This window comes from Roseovarius sp. PS-C2 (genome assembly GCF_018862045.1).
GTDB lineage: Bacteria > Pseudomonadota > Alphaproteobacteria > Rhodobacterales > Rhodobacteraceae > Roseovarius.
In genome coordinates this window covers 1-14752 of the sequence record NZ_JAHKSQ010000012.1, presented here as the reverse complement: position 1 = coordinate 14752, position 14752 = coordinate 1, and the positions used below count along the sequence as shown (strand labels likewise).

At 60.0% G+C, this 14752-nt stretch carries 16 protein-coding genes and 1 pseudogene; 10 read left to right on the top strand and 7 right to left on the bottom strand.

Going from position 1 to position 14752, the window contains the following annotated elements:
* Entirely contained in the window at nucleotides 1–1011 is a 1011-nt protein-coding gene (locus KPG71_RS17625) for a nucleotidyl transferase AbiEii/AbiGii toxin family protein (RefSeq protein WP_216339769.1), read from the top strand.
* Between the two features lie 154 nt (nucleotides 1012–1165).
* On the opposite strand, the gene KPG71_RS17620 is transcribed toward KPG71_RS17625, so the two are convergent.
* Together KPG71_RS17620 and KPG71_RS17615 are read right to left on the bottom strand one after the other, a co-directional pair.
* Nucleotides 1166–1759, bottom strand: coding sequence for an SMC-Scp complex subunit ScpB (locus tag KPG71_RS17620; protein ID WP_216339767.1), 594 nt, complete (start codon nucleotides 1757–1759; stop codon nucleotides 1166–1168).
* A gap of 3 nt (nucleotides 1760–1762) precedes the next feature.
* Nucleotides 1763–2587, bottom strand: a complete 825-nt coding sequence (locus KPG71_RS17615; protein WP_216339765.1) for a DUF1403 family protein — start codon at nucleotides 2585–2587, stop codon at nucleotides 1763–1765.
* Between the two features lie 114 nt (nucleotides 2588–2701).
* Here KPG71_RS17615 and KPG71_RS17610 point away from each other — a divergent pair, with 114 nt between their 5' ends.
* Nucleotides 2702–3811 (top strand): tyrosine-type recombinase/integrase, encoded by a 1110-nt coding sequence (locus KPG71_RS17610; RefSeq protein ID WP_216339763.1) that lies wholly within the window; start codon nucleotides 2702–2704, stop codon nucleotides 3809–3811.
* Here the strand turns inward: KPG71_RS17610 and KPG71_RS17605 are convergent.
* Nucleotides 3806–4141 (bottom strand): type II toxin-antitoxin system RelE/ParE family toxin, encoded by a 336-nt coding sequence (locus KPG71_RS17605; RefSeq protein ID WP_216339761.1) that lies wholly within the window; start codon nucleotides 4139–4141, stop codon nucleotides 3806–3808. The genes KPG71_RS17610 and KPG71_RS17605 overlap by 6 nt on opposite strands.
* A complete protein-coding gene (locus KPG71_RS17600) occupies nucleotides 4138–4395 on the bottom strand; it encodes a type II toxin-antitoxin system ParD family antitoxin (RefSeq protein WP_216339867.1) in 258 nt (85 codons plus the stop codon). Before KPG71_RS17600 ends, KPG71_RS17605 begins: the two co-directional genes overlap by 4 nt.
* A 130-nt stretch (nucleotides 4396–4525) precedes the next feature.
* On the opposite strand from KPG71_RS17600, the gene KPG71_RS17595 reads away from it, so the two are divergent.
* A complete protein-coding gene (locus KPG71_RS17595; protein ID WP_216339759.1) occupies nucleotides 4526–5413 on the top strand; it encodes a recombinase family protein in 888 nt (295 codons plus the stop codon).
* Here KPG71_RS17595 and KPG71_RS17590 read toward each other — a convergent pair.
* Complete coding sequence (locus KPG71_RS17590) at nucleotides 5406–5801, bottom strand: PIN domain-containing protein (RefSeq protein ID WP_216339757.1); 396 nt, start codon at nucleotides 5799–5801, stop codon at nucleotides 5406–5408. The genes KPG71_RS17595 and KPG71_RS17590 overlap by 8 nt on opposite strands.
* Nucleotides 5791–6018 (bottom strand): AbrB/MazE/SpoVT family DNA-binding domain-containing protein, encoded by a 228-nt coding sequence (locus KPG71_RS17585; protein ID WP_009815510.1) that lies wholly within the window; start codon nucleotides 6016–6018, stop codon nucleotides 5791–5793. The genes KPG71_RS17590 and KPG71_RS17585 overlap by 11 nt, the downstream gene beginning before the upstream one ends.
* Nucleotides 6019–6357: 339 nt before the next feature.
* On the opposite strand from KPG71_RS17585, the gene repA reads away from it, so the two are divergent.
* The 3 genes from repA to repC all read left to right on the top strand — a co-directional run bounded on the left by repA (nucleotide 6358) and on the right by repC (nucleotide 9971).
* Nucleotides 6358–7545 (top strand): plasmid partitioning protein RepA, encoded by a 1188-nt coding sequence (gene repA / locus KPG71_RS17580; protein WP_216339755.1) that lies wholly within the window; start codon nucleotides 6358–6360, stop codon nucleotides 7543–7545.
* Nucleotides 7542–8558 (top strand): plasmid partitioning protein RepB, encoded by a 1017-nt coding sequence (repB, locus tag KPG71_RS17575; protein WP_216339753.1) that lies wholly within the window; start codon nucleotides 7542–7544, stop codon nucleotides 8556–8558. Before repA ends, repB begins: the two co-directional genes overlap by 4 nt.
* 177 nt (nucleotides 8559–8735) lie before the next feature.
* A complete protein-coding gene (gene repC, locus KPG71_RS17570; protein ID WP_216339751.1) occupies nucleotides 8736–9971 on the top strand; it encodes a plasmid replication protein RepC in 1236 nt (411 codons plus the stop codon).
* A gap of 131 nt (nucleotides 9972–10102) precedes the next feature.
* Here the strand turns inward: repC and KPG71_RS17565 are convergent, their stop codons facing one another.
* Entirely contained in the window at nucleotides 10103–11305 is a 1203-nt protein-coding gene (locus KPG71_RS17565; RefSeq protein ID WP_216339865.1) for a Fic family protein, read from the bottom strand.
* 301 nt (nucleotides 11306–11606) lie between these two features.
* On the opposite strand from KPG71_RS17565, the gene KPG71_RS17560 reads away from it, so the two are divergent.
* The 4 genes and pseudogenes from KPG71_RS17560 to KPG71_RS17545 form a co-directional block, all read left to right on the top strand.
* Nucleotides 11607–12080, top strand: a complete 474-nt coding sequence (locus tag KPG71_RS17560; RefSeq protein ID WP_216339749.1) for a hypothetical protein — start codon at nucleotides 11607–11609, stop codon at nucleotides 12078–12080.
* A gap of 40 nt (nucleotides 12081–12120) precedes the next feature.
* The gene (locus KPG71_RS17555; protein WP_216339747.1) at nucleotides 12121–13059 is read left to right on the top strand and encodes an ArdC family protein; all 939 of its coding nucleotides are present in this window, start codon (nucleotides 12121–12123) and stop codon (nucleotides 13057–13059) included.
* A 321-nt stretch (nucleotides 13060–13380) separates the two neighbouring features.
* Nucleotides 13381–13824: pseudogene (locus tag KPG71_RS19875) on the top strand (DUF3768 domain-containing protein).
* Between the two features lie 238 nt (nucleotides 13825–14062).
* Nucleotides 14063–14752: DUF1403 family protein (locus KPG71_RS17545; RefSeq protein ID WP_216339745.1), on the top strand; the 690-nt coding region annotated here is incomplete at its 3' end.

The window sequence follows — 14752 nt, the reverse complement described above, 5'->3', positions numbered from 1 at the left end:
ATGGACGATTTCGCAAACGAAACACCTGAGCATCGTGACGAAGCCTTTGGACAAGCCGCGGCAGAACTTGGCTTTGCCAAGGCCATCGTCGAGAAGGACTTCTGGGTCTGCTGGTCGCTCCAGCATCTCTTCGCCCTGCCCTCCTTTGGCGATCACCTGATCTTCAAAGGAGGCACGTCGCTTTCGAAGGCTTACGACGTGATCCACCGGTTTTCCGAAGACGTGGATTTGTCCCTGGACCGCGCACAGCTTGGCTTTAGCGGCGACCGTGATCCAGAGCTACCGGACCTCTCGAGCGGCAAACGAAAATCCCTCCTGCAAGACCTTCAGGAAGTCGCCGAGGCCACTGTCGCCGGACCCTTGCTTGAAGAGATCAACGCGGCATTCTCCGCAAGCCTCCAACAGCCCTTCTCCCTCGCGATTGATGAGGGCGACCCTCAAACCATACTCTTCGCTTACCCGTCTCTCGGTGACGAAGACCCAGGCTACATCAAACCGGTCATACGGTTCGAGTTCGGCGCACGTGGGGCACAGCTCCCGGCTGAACAACGGCCAATTGTGACTTACGTCCAACAAGCCTTTCCTGATCTCCCTGGGTTGAATTCCGTCGATGTCCGAACTCTCGGCATCGAACGAACCTTCTGGGAGAAAGCGACGATCCTCCACATGCTCTTCCATCAGAATGCGAAGAAACCACTCGCCGATCGAATGTCCCGTCACTACTACGACATGGCCCAGCTAATCGGGCATGATGCCAAGACGCGCGCGCTGGCCGACATCGGCCTCCTCGACGAGGTCGGCCACCACAAGTCGGTGTTCTTCAAGGCGGCCTGGGCAAGATACGAGGACGCAAAACCAGGATCACTGCGCCTGCTTCCAAACGAGAAGCTCGAGGCAGCCCTCCGTCGGGACTACGCCGGGATGCGCGAGATGATCATGGGCGACGCGCCGAGCTTTGACGATGTGATGGGCGCGATCGCAGGGTTGGAAGCCGAAATCAACACGCCCTGATTGCGACGGTCTTGTCGATTGGAAGGCCGTTCGGCTTTGACCACCGGTCCGCTAACCGTCTGCCCCGAGTCCGTCGTGAGTTATAGGATGCCATTCTATAACTCATGAATGGTGCAGATTTGAGCGATAGGGCGGATGGCACGACGCACAAGCATCATCCTGCCGAGAATCCGGCATCTTCCAGTTGCTCCCGATCCGGCAAGTCCTGAAGCGACTCCAGATCGAAGGCCACGAGGAACTGGTCCGTCGTCACATAGGTATAGGGCGCACCGCGCCGGGGCGACCGCGGGCCGGTGCCGATCAGACCGCGGGCATGCAGACGACCGATCAGCTCGCGGCTGATCTCCTTGCCGAATATGTCCTTGAGCCCATCCCGCGTAACCGGCTGGTAATAGGCGATGGCCGCGAGCACCGCGACATCGAATTCGCTCAGATCGAGTAGCAGATCCCCGACATCCGCCGCTGCGCGGATCGCAGGGGCGTAGATAGCCCGCGTCCGGAACATCCAGCCGCCGGCGACCTGGGCGATCTCGAAGGCCCGCCCCTCCAGATCGGCGGCGAGGTCCTCGACCAGCAGGTCGACCGAGACCCCCTGCCCCACCACCCGGGCCAGATCTTCGCGCGGCACAGGGGAGGCAGAGGCGAAAAGCACCGCCTCGATCCGGCGCATCCATTCCCGCCAGCGCAGATCGGGCGGCAGGTCGGCCAATTCGCGGTCCAGATCGGCTTCGGAGTGATCCTTGGCCATCGGTCAGACCCCATAAAGCCGGAAGGTTTCGCGCCCAGTCAGCTCGCGCGCGGCACCAAGCTCGACCAGCCGGTCACAGAGCCGCCGCGCGGCGCGATCCGGCAAAGGCAAGGCCGACGGCGCCATGGCATCGCGGGTCAAAAACATCTCGACCGCGTCGCCCGCACCCTTGGCCCGCAGCTTGGGCGCGACCGCCTTCAGATGCGCCGCCCGACGCGCAAGGGCGGCGGAGAGACGCACGGCCTCAACCGCCGATGACGCGATCGCCCGATAACAGGGAAGGTGCAGGTCCTCGCCCTGCTTGCGCAGGTCCGCGCGTTTCAGGCTTGGAGCCAGAAGCGGCACGAGATGATCCCAGCCAAGCGCCTCGGCGAGGGCGGCATCCGCGAGGATCAACGCCTTGGTCTCCATACGCGGCGCATCAATCCACGTGGCAATCTGGCCCGGTTCGGAGGCCGGCAACGCTCGACCCAGAGCCTTGATCGACACCGGTCGCTCCGCCGCGCGCCGCCAAGCCATGCAGGTCTCGCCCGCCGGTCCAGGAAGGTCGCCGGGGCGCAGCAGGTGCACCGCGTCGCGCAACTCCCCTGCCCGCTCCGGTCGCCCCGAAAACGCTATGCAAGCCTCGGCCGCGCGCAGCGCGAGCCGGTCCCGTAACAAGGCTTGGGGCACCTCCTCGTGTCCCAACACAAGATGCAGGTGTTTCAGCGCAGCGCCTGACAAAAACGCAACATCTTCAAGGGTTTCAGCAGGTGCGGAGGTGACCCAGGCGGGCATCCGAGGTAGCGTGTCTAGGTCGCTGATGTGATCCGGCCTGGCAAATGTCACGCCTGAAACCTACATCAGGGCGGCGCTTTTCTCTAGAAAATAGCGCGCAAACCGCCCCACCTTGTCGCCCTCTATTATGTCCAATAAGTTTGCCTTATCGGACGTAAAAGGGATATGCTCCACGACATGTCAGAAAACCACGAGAAGTCGAGCTCAGGGGCTGCAAACGGGTCTTCGTTCAACGAGGACAACGAGAGAAATCACCCAGACAGCGAAGCTTTGAGTCTGCCCTCCTCTGTCGCAGGCTCCGGCACGCTCGACCGACTGGTCGATACCGCCCGCGACTACGCGCGCGCTGCGGCGTCAGACAACACGCTGCGGGCCTACGCGAAGGACTGGGCGCATTTTGCGCGATGGTGTCGTATGAAGGGTGCGGACCCGCTTCCTCCATCACCAGAGATGATCGGGCTCTACCTTGCCGATCTGGCATCAGGGTCGGGCCCCTCCCCTGCCCTGTCGGTTAGCACCATAGATCGTCGCCTGTCCGGCATAGCCTGGAACTACGCGCAGCGGGGTTTCACCCTCGATCGCAAGAACCGCCACATCGCCACCGTGCTGGCCGGGATCAAGCGAAAGCACGCGCGACCGCCGGTGCAGAAGGAAGCGATCCTGGCTAAGGACATTCTCGCGATGGTGGCGACCCTACCCTACGATCTGCGCGGGCTGCGGGATCGGTCAATCCTGCTCTTGGGCTATGCCGGCGGCCTCAGACGGTCGGAAATCGTCAGCTTGGATGTCGGCAAAGATGACACCCCCGGCTCCGGTGGATGGATCGAGATCCTCGATGACGGCGCCGTGCTGACATTGAACGCCAAGACCGGCTGGCGCGAGGTCGAAATCGGCCGCGGATCCTCCGAACAGACATGCCCGATCCATGCGCTCGAACAATGGCTGCATTTCGCTAAGATCGATTTCGGCCCGGTCTTCGTGCGGACGTCCCGCGATGGCAAAAAGGCACTGGAAGCCCGTCTGTCGGACAAACACGTCGCCCGCCTGATCAAGACCACCGTCCTGAAATCCGGCATCCGAGCCGAGCTGCCCGAAAAAGACCGCCTCGCGCTGTTTTCTGGGCATTCTTTACGCGCCGGGCTCGCCAGCAGCGCAGAAGTCGACGAACGCTACGTCCAGAAGCAGCTCGGACATGCCTCGGCCGAGATGACCCGTCGCTACCAACGCCGCCGTGACCGGTTCCGGGTGAACCTGACCAAGGCCGCAGGGCTATAGGTCAACATTTCTGAGAGCCGCCAACGCCGCGACATGACGTGGAAGATCACTCCGGGAATGCAGGATATCAACGATGATGACCTCGTCAGGCTGATCCAGGAACACAAGGAAATGCTCCCCTGCCCTCGCAAACCGCAGATCGGCCGCATCATCGACCAGAACCGCACAGCTTCTGCTATGCGCCTGACCGTTCAGGATTGCCTGACAGCGGGTGAGCAGCTCCGTTTCATAAAGGTCTGCCTGTTTGAGCCCGAATTGTTCGATCGTCCATTTGGCAATCTCGACCAGACTGGCCTCTGCGCGCCGGGTCAACCGAAGAGATCGGCTCATGAAGATGCGCGCGCTTGCCGAAATGCCCGCCGGATCGCGTCGTAACCGCTTCCCTCGGCAAAGTCGCCCGCCTTTGCCTGCGCCAATCCCTCGAACAACCCCTGCCGGATATCGGTGAGTTGGGCTTCTTCCTGCTCCAACAGTCGAAGCCCCGCGCGCATCGCCTCGCTGACGTTCTGATAACGTCCAGAGGCAACCAAAGCCTGAACCAGCTGGTCTTGGGTTTCGGTCAGAACGACGTTTCGTGTCACCATGTATCGGGCCTCCATCATTGGCAATATATGCCAATGGCCGAATTCCGTCAATGCCAGCAGAGTGACTTGCGTCGCCGTGGTCAAATGGTCGTTTACTAACGATACCTTAAATTGCAAACGGCCCGTTTTCATGCCCCTCATAGGCTATGCGCGCGTCTCCACCGAGGATCAGACCCCCCTGCCCCAGTCTGAGGCCCTCCAATCTGCGAGTTGCGACGAAATCTTCGAAGAGCACGCCTCAGGCGGCAATCGCGCGCGCCCGGTGCTCGCGCGGGTGCTCGAACGTGTCCAGAGCGGCGACACGTTGGTTGTCGTACGGATCGACCGGCTTGCGCGGTCTTTGTCGCACCTTCTCGAGGTGATTGAGCGTCTGGAGGCCAAGGGCGCCTTCTTCCGCTCGCTCCAGGACCCGATCGATACCGCCTCTCCGCAGGGCAAATTCACATTGCAGGTTCTGGGTGCCGCTGCAGAGTTCGAGCGCGCGCTGATCCGCGAGCGTACCAAGGCCGGACTTGCCTCGGCACGCTCAAAGGGCCGCGTCGGCGGCAACCCAGGTCTTCGCGCCAAGGACCCTGAAGCGCTGCGCAAGGTGCGGCTGGCACGACAGGACGGCTATATGGAGCGCTTACACGAGACCGCGCAGGATTGGGTGCCCCATGTGCGCCGCTTGCGCCCGGATATGGCCTGGGAAGACGTGCTGCGGATCATAAATGGCCCCCTGCCCCCAGATCGCCATTGGACACAAAGCCGACTGCTTCGCGCTGTGAAGGCCTATGTCAGAGACGGTTTCCTTCCTGCCGAGGTGCTTGGCCGCGCCGGACGCCGCGAAACCGATGACCGCCTGCCGGCTATCGTGGCTGCCATCAAAGGTTCGGACCCGGATATCACGCTACAGGCGATCTGCGACCGGTTGGAATCTATGCGTGAGCGGACTCCACGGGGACGTACAAGCTGGCAACCGTCCTCCGTCAGGATGCTGTTGGAACGGGCGGAGCGACTCGAGTTGCTGGTCAGGTAAATGGATTGACGACGCGCACCTGATCTTCGACCAGCAATCCGTCGTGCATATCCTCAGTCCACAACGTCGTGCATCCAGCGATCAGCGCGGCAGACACGATCATCGCGTCATAGACCGATAGCTGGTACTTCTCTGCCAACGCGCGACCCACTTGATGGGTTTGAACCGTTAGGTCCTCGACAGGGCATAAGGACTTGATACCCTCAAGAAACGCTCCGGTATCTTCCCAACTGAGCCCAGCTTTCCGCCGGCAATTTACCATCGCTTCGTTCAGGACCTGGACGCTGATCCGGGGTCCCTGCCCCAGAATTTCCTCTGCCCTCTCAGCCTTTGGACCATTGTCGAGCAGGTAGAGCACAACATTCGTGTCTGCGAATTCAGCGCTCATGCGCGGCGTCGCGGCTTAGACGCGCGTCCTTGGGCAGTTTTCCGCGAAACCGCCTTAGCCCTTGCAGGACTTCATCGGCGCGAGGTTGGCGCCTGACAAGAATGGTTCCGTCGTCCTTTACCAGGTCGACCTGGTCGCCTTCCTTCAAGCCGAGTTCCCGCACAAGATCCGCGGGTAGTCGGACTGCAAGGGAGTTTCCCCATTTGGCAACTTGCATCTTGTCCTCTCAGCCATGGATAAACATCCGAGTATGTATAGCCAAAACTATCAAAAGGCAAGCTTTGGTGCGCTCAAAGCGTTTCTCGGATCTGCGTGCAAGAAGCCATTTTGGCCACCTCCGAAAAGGTTTCTGGCATGTCCCTCTTCGTGAAATGCGGTGCATTATACCATGTAATAGGTAGCCTAACTGTCTTGTGTTCGGTGAGGTCTCGCCCACTAGATGTGGAAAAACCTTGCGCGAATCCGACTCTTGCGCCAATAGTCACGGAAACGAGGCAAAAAACGTCATTTTCCGTGAACACGCCAAAGACGCGATGTCTCGGAAGCGAGAGGGCAGATGGATAATACCTTTGTGCATGAGGATCTCAACGCGGTGATCCGCCAGCATTCGGAATGGCTGGCCAACCAGTTGCATTCGCAACGTGAGAGCCTGTTTCCACCCGATGCCGAGAAGACCATGCGCAAATTCACCTCTGGTGAGGCTGCGGCGCTTCTTGGCGTCAACGACTCCTATCTTCGCAAACTCAACCTGGATGGCAAAGGGCCTTCTCCCGAGCTGACCGCTGGCAACCGTCGTCTCTACTCGGCGCAGGACATCCAGGCGCTGCGTGTGCTCCTTGAAAGGACCGCTCGCAAACCGGGCGATTACGTTCCCGGAAGACGAGAAGGTGATCATCTTCAGGTCATCGGCGTGATGAATTTCAAGGGCGGTTCTGGAAAAACAACAACCTCTGCCCATCTCGCCCAACGGCTTGCCCTGCGCGGATATCGTGTGCTGGGCATTGATCTCGACCCTCAAGCTTCCTTCACCGCGCTGCACGGCGTTCAGCCGGAATTGGACCTCGAGGATGGCGGCACTCTTTACGATGCGATCCGCTATGAGGACCCGGAGCCGATCCGGTCGGTCATCCGCAAGACCTACATCCCCAATCTCGACCTGATCCCCGGAAATCTCGAACTGATGGAGTTCGAGCACGATACTCCGCGGGCGCTGGCGCAGGGCAATGCAGGGCTTTTCTTCTTCCGCGTTAAGAAGGCGTTGGCCCAGGTCGATGGGGACTATGACGTGGTCGTCATTGATTGCCCACCGCAGCTAGGATTTCTGACCATGTCCGCACTATCCGCGGCCACGGGCGTTCTGGTGACAATCCACCCGGAAATGCTCGATGTGATGTCCATGTCGCAATTCCTCCGCATGACAGCCGACCTCATGGACGTGATCGCCGAGAGCGGCGCCGACATGTCTCATGACTGGATGCGCTATGTTTTGACCCGCTACGAGCCGCAGGATGCGCCGCAGAACCGCATCGTGGCTTTCCTACGAACAATGTACGGCGAAGCCGTGCTGAATTCGCCCATGTTGAAGTCTACAGCCATCTCCGATGCGGGCCTGACCAAGCAGACGCTTTATGAAGTGGAACGCAGCGCGTTCACGCGCTCCACCTATGATCGCGCGATTGAGAGCCTGAATACGCTGAATGACGAGATAGCCGACCTGATCCAGAAAACCTGGGGGCGCACATGACCAGTGGCAAGAAGAAGCGCATGTCAATGCTGGACAGTCTCGCGGCAGCTGGGGCCCCCTCCCCTGCCCCTCAGACAGGTGCTGTGACACCGATGATGACCTCGAATCGCGCCCTTCGGTCCGCCCGCGACGCGGTCGATTCCCATCATGTTTGGGAACTGGACCCGGCGAGCATCGAAGACGGGCGTATGGCGGACCGGCTTGACCCGGCCGATGTACTGGATTTGCGCGACGCGATTGAGGCGAACGGTCAGACTGTTCCGATCCTCGTGCGACGTGCGCCGGGTGAAGATGATCGCTACCTTCTGGTCTATGGGCGACGCAGGCTGGAGGCGATCCGTCAGTCCGATAAGGTTACCAAGGTTCGCGCGCTAGTCACCAACCTGGATGACGACAGCGCTCTGCGTGCTCAGATTTCGGAGAATATGGGGCGGCGCGATTTGTCATTTATTGAAAAGGCCCTGTTCGCAAAGGACCTTGTGTCGTCCGGCTTCGGAAATCAATCTCAGGTTGCAGAAATTCTTACCGTCACGAAGTCGTCCATATCTATGGCGATCGCGATCGCGGACATGGTTGGGCCGGATCTGGTACGCGCCATTGGCGCCGCCCATGGAATTGGCCGACCCCGATGGGAATCCCTCGGTCGGGCCATCGACGAGAATGGTCTGAACCGCGAGGACCTTATCGGGATCGCGAAAAAGGCACGTGAAAATGCCGAGACCTCCATGATGGTGAATGACGTTGCCTCTACCGATGACCCGTCCATCCAGGCGTTTCTGGCCGTAGAAAAGGCTGTGACCAAGGCGATTAAACCGGCCAAGTCGCCCTCCCCTGCCCCACCTTCCAGCGTACCGCTGAAGATTGGCGGCAAACGCGGCGGCACGGTCAAACGCACTGCCAAGGGCCTATCGATCGAGTTGGCGGGTGGAGGCTTCGCCGATTGGGTCGAGACGCAAGTGCATGACATGATTGACGACCTTCACGAACGCTGGAAGCAGCGGTCGGAAGACTGAGGAAGAGCAGAAATCAAAGAAGGAGGCACGAAAAGGCAAAAGAAAAGGTCCCGCAAAGCGACCGCTCCACGAGACCCTAACTTGTTTCTAGCACCTTCAAGGTAGTGTCCGGAGCCATTTTCCGCAAGTCCAAAGTGATTCGCGGACCGGGATATTTTTGTCTTCGTGAATGACAAAATGGACTACACGCCCGTAACGCTGTTCCGGCGAACGATAGATGCTGCCATCCTGAAACATCAGGCACCGACCCAGGAAGACCTGCCCCCAGCCGGCGCCAACAAGTGGGAGGTCCTGAGGGAGCTCGCTGCCGCTCGAGTCGCGTTCGGCTTGTCCGATCGGGATTTGACGGTGCTTCAGGCACTGATCAGCTTTCACCAAGCGACAATTCTCGGGGGCAATAACAGCGAATTGATTGTACATCCGTCCAACAAAGCGATTTGCGAGCGCCTGAACGGCATGCCCTGCTCGACGATGCGGCGCCACCTCTCCAACCTTGTGCAGACTGGCTTTGTTGTCCGGCGCGATAGCCCCAATGGGAAGCGCTATGTCCGTCGCTACGGCGACGAAAAGGTTGCGTTCGGGTTCGACCTCTCTCCGCTCGTTCGACGCTTCCAGGAGGTCTGTGAGGCCGCTGAGGCTGTGCGGGCCGCAGAGGAGCGTTTCAAGCGCCTACGTGTCACTGTGAGCCTCATGCGGCGTGACCTCGCGGGGCTGGCCGAGTACGGGCGCTCACTTCGTCCAGATCGAGGCGTCTGGGACCAATTCTCTGATCTTGCGGCCCTAACAGCCCGAGATCTTCGCAGGAAACTCGAAATGGAAGACCTTAGGCGCATCGAAGCCTCTTTGGGGTCGGCTTTGGACCACGCCCGAAACCTTTTGGAAGGTCGTGAATCAGAAGATATGAGCACCAATGATGCTGTTTTCGAGCAGCACTATCAGAATTCAAATAAAGACTCTAATGATCTTGAACCTCGCTTAGAAAAAGCGCGGAGCGGAGGCGTTGCGCGCGAAATTCCGGAAGTTGCCGATAGCCCTCTGTGTTCTGAAGATGAGGCCAACTCAACGGTAACTGCTGACGATCAACTGATGCCGAATATACCGCTTGGTCTCGTCCTCGCCTCCTGTCAGGAATTCAAAGCGTATTCCGAGCAGCCCGTGCGCCACTGGCACGATCTGGTCCGGGTAGCTGATGTGGTCAGGCCCATGATGGGTATTTCGCCTTCCGCGTGGGACGAGGCGAAACGCTATATGGGTCCGGAAGAAGCGTCTGTTGTCATTGTTGCAATGCTTGAACGGTTTGCGGATATCCGATCACCTGGAGGCTACTTGAGAACCCTATCTTCAAAGGCAGCAATTGGGGAGTTCTCCTGCGGTCCGATGATCATGGCCTTGATGCGGCGGGATGCTGCATGATGAGTTCACAGCTGTGAACTTGGCTGACAAGAAGGATAGCTCGGGATGGTTCACAGCTGTGAACTTCTTTCCAACACGATCAGGGCTCGCGCTCGCGGACCTGGCCAGAAACAAGGTGCTTCAGTTCCCAGTCACACGGGCAGGTCACCATCTCCAAAGAGATTTGGAAAGAGCCGCTCTCGATAATCCAACGGAAACGCCAACCGAACTGGCGTCTTCGGCGAGGCAGAAGTCAGGTATCCGGCGGCGGTCAGTTTACTCAGCGTATTGCGCGCAGTACGCTCGGACGTCTTGAGCACAATCTGTGCGTCGCCTCGTTCCAGTGCGCCATGCCGAAGAACCGCCGAAATCAGTTCCGGCGCTCGCTTGTCATCGATGGTATCTGCAACGAGACGACGATACCGTTGGTCCAATCCGCCGAGATCGAACAATCTTGCTGAGAAAGTGATCTGGTCGAGCGTCACCTTTAGGAACCATTCACTGAACGTCCTCAGTGCCGCTTCTGACAGGTTCCCCCGTCCGTCGCGGTCTCCGCGGCGTGGGCTGTCGGCCAGATCCATCATCCGTTTGTACTCGCCCCGATCGGTTAGCCCGCGGGCCAGCCCACGTGATACGGACCAGAGCCCTTGGCCACCAATCCCCGCTGTGAGGGCCATGGCATGAGACATCAGCCTGCTGACGCGCCCGTTGCCATCTGGGAAAGGATGGATGTAGTTCAGCCGGTGATGGGCGGACGCGATTGCGATGATCCGACCGCTCGAAGACCGCGCCGCAATCTGAAATCGTTTGTCGAAATGGTCCATGAATGCCGCGACGCGCGACGAAGAAGGAGGTAGGTGGCGCCCGACCGCAACTTCCCGATCGTCATCCTGGCGCATGCGTCCCGGAACGATGGGTTCTTGTGTGCCGTCTGGATGTTCGATGACCCGAAACTCGTCAGGCATCTCGTCGTAGAAGCTCTTATGGACCCAAGTCAGGAATTCGACAGATGTGGGGCGGGGCAGGGTGCCTATGCGATGCATCTCGTCGATGGCCCGTTGAACGATGACGTGGGCCCGGGCCTCAAGGGCGAGAGGGCGGGTTTCCTCTTCAAGCTCGGCGCCAGCCAGCGCCCTTTCGATGTCGCGGGGGCGCGTGTTGTGTCCTTCGATCAGGTTGGAGTAGTAACAGTTCATCACGCGGACGAGATCGGCAAGCTCGGCTGCGCTGTCAGGATGCAGCCCTTGTCCCAGCCCGGTGGCTTCCCTCTGGATGTCGACCGAAAGGTCTGCCAATTCTGTAGGAATATGCTCCTCGAAGAAGCAGGGTTCGATTCTGGCGGGTGTTTCCAGCATTTTTGCCGATCTTTTATGGTTGCAAAGTAATTGAAAAATATACACATTTCGTATCTGCAAGCAAGGTTTTGCCGATATGCGTTGCCGATCTTGCCTGCCGATCTGAATTTGCTGTTCCAAATCAAGGGCTTCTGGAAACGGCCCGGTATTGACCCGTTTTTTGAGGACCCGTTGGTTATTGAAAAAGACAGGGTCCGTACCCGGGGAAAGTGAAAGTGTTCTTCGGGTTTTGTGACTGACGGATGAGGGCCTTTGGGGTCCCTCAGATGGGTCCGGGCCGGGTTCCGGTCTGTCTTTCCTGATGAAGGGCATTCCCATGCAAACAGGTATCTTGCGCGTGCTGCGCGCAATCGCTGCCTCGTGGTGGCGACACAAGGAACTGCGCCGAACCGGCCAGTCGGCGCAGGCGCGGCAGCTCGAACGTGAGACCGTCCTGCGTGATCTCGGCTATCTCAGGCAGGCGGCGACATTGCCGAATGCGCATGTAATCTGCGGAAAGGGCGGGACATTCATCCATCTCGGTTGGACCTTCGCGCTGATCGAACGCTTTCCCTTGGCCGCTCTTGTGGTCGCACGCGGAACGACGTTCATCGATATCCAACCCGTCACTGATGTCATCGCCTTCGCGAGTCTCCCCCGCGTGACACGGGACGGACCGGTCGACCCTGAACCTTTCGGTCCTGTCAGGTCCGTCTCGCTGACCACCTACATCGACATGGTCAAAGAGCTTGGTGCCAGAATCGTCAACAATCCACGCCCCAGTCGGCCAACCTGATCACTATCCCCTCACACCAACACTCGAAAGGACGCCAGCCATGGCCCGATCCCGCACGTCCAAATTCGCTGCCTCCGAGGTCATCACCAACGAAATCATCCGTATCATTGAGCGCGGCGTCCTGCCCTGGCGCAAGCCCTGGACCGGTGGCGGCAGCTCTCGTCCCCTGCGCGTGGGCGGTGAGCCCTACCAGGGCGTGAACAACTTCCTGCGGACGATGCGAACGGTGATGGCGGGCCACAGCTCGCCCTTCTGGATGACGTTGCCGCAGGCCAACGCCTTGGACGCAAAGGTTCGCAAGGGCGAGAAGTCGTCTGTCGTCGTTTACTACGGACAAAGCCGGACGAACGCCGCCGGTGAGGACGGTCGCAGCGATGGGGATGATAGCTCTGAGGAAGCCCGCGTCTTTCGCTTCCAGAAATCCTACCGGGTCTTCAACGCCTGCCAGATCGAGGGACTTTCGGACAGATTCCATCCCGAGCCGGGGCCTGTGCCTGAGCATCTGCCCGCAGAGCCCATTGCGCATATGCAGGCTTTCTTCGATGCCATCGACATCACCACGGTGTTCACGGGCAGCGAGGCCTACTATCTGCCGCCGGTCGACAAGGTCTACATGCCGTCAATCACCCGTTTCCAGGACCCGCGCTGCTTTTACGGGGTCTGGGCGCATGAGCTGGCCCATGCCACCAAGGCGTCCCGCCGGCTCAACCATGATTTTGGCCTCTCGCGGTTCGGCAATACGGCCTATGTCCGCGAGGAAATCGTGGCTGAGCTGACCTTCTGCTTCCTTGGGCAGGAGTTCGGGTTCACGGCGCATACGCTCGAGATGAACGCCGCGTACCTTTACAACTGGCTCCGCGTCCTGCGCTCGGACAAGCAGGCGATCTTCAAGCACGCGGCCGATGCGCAGCGCGCCCGCGACTACCTGATCGCGCGATCGAAGGCGGGCAGGGCAGGGGACAGCGCTGAGGCTGCATGACGCCGAAGAGCGGCGTATCACATGCGACGCAAGCCAACGAGATCGCTGCGCGTCGCCTGTTTCAGAGACTGCTGTCTCAAGATCAACGTCTTCGACCGCAGTGGTGGTTGAAGGCGCAAGTGCGTGCGGGCCTCGCCTCTCACGGCGGTACTGGAGAACCTCACGGCACAGGGCCGTCGGGTCGAGATCATCCCGAACCCGAATTATCGAACCAATGATCGGCTCAGATAGGCCTGGCTCGATCCCAGACCGCGTGGGCCACGCCGGAAAGAAAAAGCGGGCTTTGAGTAGGGTGTTTCAAACTTCTCAATGGACAGACCCATGACCCGCAACGAACAGCCTCTGACAGACCGACCGAACCCCGCCGTAATCGCCGCGCAGAACGACGCCTTCCGGACGTTGGCCTGCCTCGGGAAGCCGCCTGAGCAGCCCATCCAGGGCCGGATGCATGTGACTCGGTCGCTGATTGAAGCCGGCGACGGGGTCATGGCCGAGGCGGTCAAGGCCACGGGGCGTTCGACAGGTTCGGGCCCGAGAACGACCCGGAGGGCTGGCATGATTTCGGGGCGGTGGATTTTCAAGGCGAAACCGTGTTCTGGAGAATAAACCTCTACGAGGCCGCCTCGGAGTTTCGCTACGGGGCCGAGAGCCCGGAGAAAACCCGGTAACCACCATGCGCGCGCTGGCATCATGATGGTGCGCGACTGGCAGGGCAGGGGGCTAATTAAGCCACCTGATATGACTGTAAAATGGAATCTCCACTGACGAGCAGCAAGTCAGAGGGAAAGGTGCGGAAGGAGAGAGCCTTGCAGCAACTGCAGTGAAAATATCTTAGGGTAAGGCGTGGAATTGAAGCAAGTGCGAAGGAGCTTATAAGTCTTGGGCGAAAGAGCTAATAGGTGGCTAGACTGCAAATTTATTGGACATAACTGATGGCGACAAGGTGGGGCGGTTTGGACGCTAAATGGTAGGCAAAAGCGCCGTGAGAGGTTAGTGTTGCGGCATGACATACCAGCCGACAGCCATCTCGAACGACCTTGGCAACCTACCTCACTTGCCGGGCTGGGTCACCTCCGGCCGCGCGGAAACCTTTGAAACTGTGGCCTTTCGGTCGGGGGTGGCGCTCACGGTACTCGACCAGCTGGTTTGCGATCCGCGATATGGCGTGCCGGTGAAGCTGTTCGCCAACCGGCTGGCGCTGAGTGCTGCGACGGCGACCTCAAAACTTGAAGGGCGGCTGGCGCGAGAGGCGGATATCCGCGACGCCTACCACCTGACGCCGCCGGGCGAGGCAAGGGGGCCGGATGGCGATCTGCTGGCGTTTTGGCGCGGGGCGGTGCGCCTGCGGGCGGGCGGGACGGGTGAGATCGCTGATTTGCTTGGAGGGGTTTTTGCAGGTGATGTTGGTGTCTGGCTGGACGCTGGGCAAGAACGCGCCCGGACCCAAGGGCCGCTTGCGGGCTGCGGGGCTGTCCTGCGTGCCGTGCTCGACGTCGATGATCGGGCGGAGCGGGTCGCCTGCTTGCTGTCCGATATCGTCCTGGCGCGGGCGCTGAACTGGAAGGCGGTGCTGCCGGTTACGGCGCAGCGGCTCAGCAAGGGGATGCTGCGCGATCTGACAACGAGCGGGCAGGGGGCCGAACTGGCGGTTCAGGCGCGTTTCCTCGAATCCATCGAGGACGCGATCCGGCAG

Coding starts and splice junctions, on each gene's coding strand:
- KPG71_RS17610 (WP_216339763.1), top strand. CDS start 2,702: ATGCTCCACGACATGTCAGAAAACCACGAGAAGTCGAGCTCAGGGGCT.
- repA (WP_216339755.1), top strand. CDS start 6,358: ATGGATAATACCTTTGTGCATGAGGATCTCAACGCGGTGATCCGCCAG.
- KPG71_RS17600 (WP_216339867.1), bottom strand. CDS start 4,395: ATGGTGACACGAAACGTCGTTCTGACCGAAACCCAAGACCAGCTGGTT.
- KPG71_RS17605 (WP_216339761.1), bottom strand. CDS start 4,141: ATGAGCCGATCTCTTCGGTTGACCCGGCGCGCAGAGGCCAGTCTGGTC.
- KPG71_RS17560 (WP_216339749.1), top strand. CDS start 11,607: ATGAAGGGCATTCCCATGCAAACAGGTATCTTGCGCGTGCTGCGCGCA.
- KPG71_RS17590 (WP_216339757.1), bottom strand. CDS start 5,801: ATGAGCGCTGAATTCGCAGACACGAATGTTGTGCTCTACCTGCTCGAC.
- KPG71_RS17625 (WP_216339769.1), top strand. CDS start 1: ATGGACGATTTCGCAAACGAAACACCTGAGCATCGTGACGAAGCCTTT.
- repB (WP_216339753.1), top strand. CDS start 7,542: ATGACCAGTGGCAAGAAGAAGCGCATGTCAATGCTGGACAGTCTCGCG.
- KPG71_RS17620 (WP_216339767.1), bottom strand. CDS start 1,759: ATGGCCAAGGATCACTCCGAAGCCGATCTGGACCGCGAATTGGCCGAC.
- KPG71_RS17585 (WP_009815510.1), bottom strand. CDS start 6,018: ATGCAAGTTGCCAAATGGGGAAACTCCCTTGCAGTCCGACTACCCGCG.
- KPG71_RS17565 (WP_216339865.1), bottom strand. CDS start 11,305: ATGCTGGAAACACCCGCCAGAATCGAACCCTGCTTCTTCGAGGAGCAT.
- KPG71_RS17595 (WP_216339759.1), top strand. CDS start 4,526: ATGCCCCTCATAGGCTATGCGCGCGTCTCCACCGAGGATCAGACCCCC.
- repC (WP_216339751.1), top strand. CDS start 8,736: ATGGACTACACGCCCGTAACGCTGTTCCGGCGAACGATAGATGCTGCC.
- KPG71_RS17555 (WP_216339747.1), top strand. CDS start 12,121: ATGGCCCGATCCCGCACGTCCAAATTCGCTGCCTCCGAGGTCATCACC.